The 2,470-nt window shown below is 70.4% G+C and carries 2 protein-coding genes; one reads left to right on the plus strand and one right to left on the minus strand.

Annotation, left to right across the window (positions count from 1 at the left end):
- Positions 1-90: 90 nt before the first annotated feature.
- The gene (locus D7X74_RS41280; RefSeq protein WP_120538388.1) at positions 91-456 is read left to right on the plus strand and encodes a co-chaperone YbbN; all 366 of its coding nucleotides are present in this window, start codon (positions 91-93) and stop codon (positions 454-456) included.
- A 20-nt stretch (positions 457-476) separates the two neighbouring features.
- On the opposite strand, the gene D7X74_RS41285 is transcribed toward D7X74_RS41280, so the two are convergent.
- Positions 477-2,339, minus strand: a complete 1,863-nt coding sequence (locus D7X74_RS41285; protein WP_120538389.1) for an ABC transporter ATP-binding protein — start codon at positions 2,337-2,339, stop codon at positions 477-479.
- Between the last annotated feature and the right edge of the window lie 131 nt (positions 2,340-2,470).

A 2,470-nucleotide genomic window follows, 5' to 3' on the forward strand; every position in this document is an offset into this window, starting at 1 on the left:
CCCCGTCGGCCTCCTCCCACGCCGCCCGCCTGCTCCGGGGCCTGACAGGCCTCGTGGAATGGCGGCCCCCTTGGGGTTAGGAAGGACGCCATGGCGCATCCCGTGAGCTACGAGGCGACGACCGAGACCTTCGACTCGCTCGTCCTGGAACCCCGCGACGAGCTGGTGGTGGTGGACTTCTGGGGCCCCGGCTGCCCGAATTGCGACATCTACGCGGCGTCCGAACCCGGCCTGCTGGCGGAGCTGGAGGGCGCGCCCATGCGCGTCGTCAAGGTCAACGCCTACGAGCACGAGGCCCTGGCCACCCGCTTCGGCCTGCACGGCATCCCCACCTTCCTGCTGTTCCTCAACGGGCAACGGCTGGGGAAGATGAGCCAGTACTACGGCAAGCCGTACTGGCTGGGCGTCATCCGCGACCACCTGCCCAGGGCCCCGACCCCCGCCAGCGCGTCCTGAGCCGGAAGCCGGACCCCTGCTCACTGGTAGCCGCGCGCCTGCAACCGGAACAGGTGCGCGTACCGCCCGTCCAGCGCCATCAGCTCGTCGTGGCTGCCCAGCTCCTGCACCGTGCCGTTGTGCAGCACGGCGATTTGATCCGCCATGCGCACCGTGGAGAAGCGGTGTGAAATCACGATGGCGATGCGGTCCGCGGCCAGCGCCTGGAAGCGCTCGAACAGCGCGTGCTCCGCCTCCGCGTCGATGCTGGCGGTGGGCTCATCCAGGATGAGCACCTCCGCGTCGTCGCGCATGAAGGCGCGGGACACCGCCAGCTTCTGCCACTGGCCGCTGGACAGTTCCTGGCCCTTCTCGAACCAGCCGCCGAGCATCGTGTCGTACTGGCCGGGCAGCGCCGCGATGACCGAGTTCGCCCCGCCCTGCTCCGCCGCGCGCTCGATGCGCGGCCGGTCCTCCAGCGCATCCACGTGCCCCAGGCCGATGTTCTCCGCCACGCTGAACTGGTAGCGCACGAAGTCCTGGAACACCGCCCCGAAGCGGCTGCGCAAATCCCCCACGTCCATCGCCGCCGTGTCCACGCCGCCGTAGCGGATGGTCCCTTCCGTCGGCTCGTACATGCGCAAGAGCAGCTTCACCAACGTGCTCTTGCCCGCGCCGTTCTCCCCCACCAGCGCCAGCTTCTGGCCGGGCTTGAGCGTCAGGTTCACGTTGCGCAGCGCCCACGCGTCCTTGCCCGCGTAGCGGAAGGACACGTCGCGCAGCTCGATGGCGTTGGTCCGGCCTCGCGGCGGCTGGAGGGCCGGCAGCACGTTCGGCGTCTCACCCGTGGTGGGGATGTCCAGGTAGGCGAAGAGGTTGCTCATGAAGAGCGCGTCCTCGTACATGGAGCCCACGCTGGTGAGGATGCCCTGGAACGCGGCCTGCCCCTGCCGGAACACGGACAGGTACAGCACCATGTCGCCCACGGAAATGCCGCCCGCCGCCGCGCGGCTCGCCACGAAGAGGTAGCAGCCGTAGAAGGCCGCCAGCGACAACAGGCCCAGCCCCAGGCCCCACGCCATGCGCTTGCGCGCGAGCGCCCGGTCCTCCGCGAAGAACTTCTGGAACAGCGTGCGGTACCTGCCCAGCACCAGCGGCCCCAGACCGAAGAGCTTCACCTCCTTCACGGTGCTGTCGCGCGTGAGGATCCACTCCAGGTAGTTGAGCTTGCGGCCCTCCGGCGCCCGCCACGAATAGAGCCGGAAGCCCTCCGCCGCCAGCCGCGCCTCCGCGATGAAGGCGGGGATGGACGCGGCCAGCAGCACGAGCACGCTCCACGGCGACAGCGCCACCAGCAGCACCGCGTAGGTGGACAGGGTGATGACGTTGCGCACGATGCTGAAGGCCTGCATCACCAGCGACAGCGGCCGCGCGTTCGCCTCGCGCCGCGCGTTCTGCATCTTGTCGTAGGTGTCCGAGTCCTCGAAGTGCTTGAGCTCCAGCTCCAGCGCCTTCTGGAGGATGCGCTCGTTGAGCAGGTTGCCCAGGTGCGCGCGCAACAAGTCCCGGGTGAGCGTCAGGCCGCGGTCCACCACCGCGGAGCCCACCATCAGACCGAACTCCAGCGCCACCAGCCCCAGCACCCGCGAATGCGCCGTGGTGTCGCCCTGCGCGGAGGCCACCACCGTGTCCACGATGAGCTTGCCCACCCACGCGATGCCCGCCGGCAACACCGCCGCCACCAGCGTGAGCAGCCCCAGGACCACCGCGCCCCGGGGGCTCGCCCGCCAGAAGAGCTGGAAGGTGCCGGGCAGCTGCTTGAAGAGGACGCCCGCGTTCTTCAGGCGGGCGCGGAGCGACGGGGGGGCTTGCGTGACGGGAGGTGCCAAGGTGCCGCCCCTCATAACGCGCTACCGCCCGCCGCGCTGGCCTGCGCACCCCACTTTTCCGTGGACGCGGGAGGCTCCCCCCGCGCGAACGCCCGCGCGCCTGGACGCGGGCGGCTTCGCCTCAGTCGGGGGCCACGGGGCGGGAC

Source organism: Corallococcus sp. CA047B (genome assembly GCF_003612065.1).
GTDB classification, from domain to species: domain Bacteria; phylum Myxococcota; class Myxococcia; order Myxococcales; family Myxococcaceae; genus Corallococcus; species Corallococcus praedator.

What these genes read in the sequence shown, in the direction of transcription:
- D7X74_RS41280 (WP_120538388.1), top strand. Translation starts at nt 91, where the DNA reads ATGGCGCATCCCGTGAGCTACGAGGCGACGACCGAGACCTTCGACTCG.
- D7X74_RS41285 (WP_120538389.1), bottom strand. Translation starts at nt 2,339, where the DNA reads ATGAGGGGCGGCACCTTGGCACCTCCCGTCACGCAAGCCCCCCCGTCG.